Below are 291 nucleotides of genomic sequence, written 5' to 3' on the forward strand. Positions count from 1 at the left end.
CTGGCCGGCGCGGCCGGCCTGGCCTGCGCGGTCAGACGCCGGTGACCGGCGGCCACCGCGAAGACGGCCGTCAGCACGGCCAGCACCGTCAGGGTCGCGGGCCGGGAGGCCAGCGAGAGGAGCACCAGGCTGCCTGCGGTGAGCAGGGAGAGCGGCACGGCGGTGAGCGTCAGGTGCGGGCGACGGACGTACACCGCGGCCGCCAGGACCGCCGCGGCCGTCGTCCCCTGCGCGACGAGGCCGACGGTGTACGGGAGGTGCCACGCGGCCGGGATGATCAGCGCGCTCGCC

1 pseudogene is annotated in these 291 nt (G+C 77.7%); it reads right to left on the reverse strand.

From position 1 onward, the window contains the following. Nucleotides 1–291, reverse strand: a pseudogene (locus G3I53_RS08140) (hypothetical protein); the annotation flags it as partial.

It is taken from the genome of Streptomyces sp. SID14436 (assembly GCF_010548465.1).
Taxonomy (GTDB): domain Bacteria; phylum Actinomycetota; class Actinomycetes; order Streptomycetales; family Streptomycetaceae; genus Streptomyces.